The 2,352-nt window shown below is 63.5% G+C and carries 2 protein-coding genes; both read right to left on the reverse strand.

Annotated features, from left to right (window positions below):
• The coding region (locus EN781_RS30805; RefSeq protein ID WP_127400646.1) for a twin-arginine translocation signal domain-containing protein at nt 1-198 on the reverse strand (198 nt) is incomplete at its 3' end.
• 153 nt (nt 199-351) lie between these two features.
• Nucleotides 352-2,337 carry a CocE/NonD family hydrolase gene (locus tag EN781_RS30810; RefSeq protein WP_126056966.1) on the reverse strand — a complete coding sequence of 662 codons (1,986 nt, stop codon included), beginning with the start codon at nt 2,335-2,337 and terminating at the stop codon, nt 352-354.
• Nucleotides 2,338-2,352: the final 15 nt, after the last annotated feature.

Genomic DNA, 2,352 nt, shown 5'->3' on the forward strand with positions numbered 1-2,352 from the left:
GTTGGTGGATTCACCGCCGACGAGGCCGGCCTTCAGCGTGCCACCTTTGACCGGGCCGGCAGCGCGCGCGGCGCTCGACAGCAGCGAGTTGGCGAAGGGCGCGGTGATGCCGAGCGCGGCGGCGCGGCCGAGAAAGTCGCGACGGCTGAGCTTGCCGGCGGCGACACGACGGCTGAGGTAGTCCAGTTCGTTAGACATGATTTAGTTCCTCACTCTGTGGTTCGACCTGATGGTCGTTTTCTTGTTTCTTGTGAGGGGAATAATGACCGCAACGGAAAGCTGTAAGCAAGACCGAATGCGACATGCCGTGGCGTAAATGGCGCGTCGCAATTGGATCAATCCTGCCAGCCCTCAGACGAGAGCGCGCGGAACGTTCTGTTCGAAGTCGCGTTCGAAGACGAGGTTTTCGCCCTCATAGGCCTCGATTCTGGCGCTGAGCACGAAGTTTTGGGCGTCAGAGCGCATCTCGGTGAAGGTTTCGGTGCGAACCGACCATCCATTTCGCGACAAGGTCTGCGTCCAATGGGTTTTTCCCGAGGCTGACGACGGATCGTCGGGATGGATCGCCCATGTCTCGCGAGCGATGCTGCCATGGGCCAGGTCGTGCTCGAGATCGCGCACCGCGCCGAAATCATCGACGATGGAAAGCGTGACGACCCCGGTCTTCTCGTCGCGGTCGACATGACGCTCGGAATTGGCGGCACGGATCATTTTAGTCGCCCAGGGTGAGGCTGCCTCCGGAGAAGGGAAGCTTACCTCGTCGCCTATTGCCACCGGGCGTCTCGGCAGCTTCAGCGTCGCCTTCGAAAGGTCGAGCCGGACCGGCTCCGGCGACGGCCAGATCATCGGCCAGTAGGCGTTCGAAACGGCAACCCGCAACCGGTGTCCCGCCGGCACCCGGTAGGCGCACTGGTCGAGCACGACACGGGCCGAGACACTCTCGCCCGGCACAATCGCCTCAGGGAATTCATGCGACTTGCGGTGCGTCAGGTTGAGCACGCCGTAGGAGATCAGTTCCGAGGCGCCATCGGGATGGACGTCACAGAGCCTGACAGCGATGTTGGCCTGGGGCCGGTCCGAGGCGACCCTGACCAGGAGCTCCGGCGCGCCGACAATGTCGATCGCCCGATCAAGCACCGGCCGGTCGAAACACACCGACAGCGCATCGTCGGGGCGCTGGTCGCCCGGCAGTTCCGGCCCGAAGGTGAAGGGGAAATATTCGCCGCCGGCAAGGCCGCAGCTTTGCGGCGTGGCGACGATGGCAGGCTTGGCGCCTTCCGCAATCAGTTCGATCGCTTCTACCTTGACGTTGGACGACGGCCATTCCTGCTCCGCCACCCAGCGGCCTGGCCGCTCAGGGTGCCAGCGCGACGGGCGCACGCTGTCCATCACATAGGCGCGATAGGCTGGGTCGGTGTCGACGCCGGTCTCGGCGCCCTTCAGCCAGCGGTCCCACCAGCGCAGTGCCTCCTGCAGGAAACCGATGGCTGGGTTGGGCGCGGCGTAATGCGGGTATTTGTGGATCCAGGGGCCGACGATACCCTTGACCGGCGCCCTTATGTTAGCGACGAGGTGCGAGATGGTGTTGCGGTAGCCGTCATGCCAGCCGCCGATCGACAGCACGGCAGCTTTGACTGCGGAAAAATCCTCGCAGATAGAGCCGCGCTTCCAGTAGGCGTCGCGGTGCTGGTGGCTGAGCCACAGCGGCGCCAGAAACGGTTGGTTCTCCAATCGGGTCTGCCAAAGGGCACGCCACCGGTTGTTGCCGACGAAATGCGGGTCCGGCGGCCGCGACGAATAGGACAGCATCGTCGAGGCCCAGCCGAAATTTTCGATCAGCAGGCAGCCGCCCTTGTAATGGATGTCGTCGGCATAGCGGTCGACGGTCGAGCAAAGGCTGATCACCGCCTTCAGCGCCGGCGGCTGCTTGGCCGCCACCTGCAGGCAGTTGAAGCCGCCCCAGGAAATGCCCATCATGCCGACATTGCCGTTGCACCACGGCTGCGACGCGGCCCAGGCAATGACGTCGCAAGCGTCCTGCAATTCCTGCTCGGAATATTCGTCGTCCATCAGCCCTTCGGAATCGCCGTTGCCGCGCATGTCGACACGGATCGAGGCATAGCCGTGGCCGGCGAAATAAGGATGCGTCAGTTGATCGCGAAAGATCGTGCCGTCGCGCTTGCGGTAGGGCAGGTGCTCGAGAATGGCCGGCACTGGATCGTTGCCCGCATCCTCAGGCATCCATATCCGCGCCGACAGCCGGCAGCCGTCCGGCATGACGATGCCCATTACCGGAAATTCGACGACTTTGCGGGGGAACTCGGTGACGATTTTCATGGGCGAGCACATGAT

Origin of the sequence: Mesorhizobium sp. M4A.F.Ca.ET.090.04.2.1 (genome assembly GCF_003999085.1) — a bacterium.
Classification (GTDB): Bacteria; Pseudomonadota; Alphaproteobacteria; order Rhizobiales; family Rhizobiaceae; genus Mesorhizobium.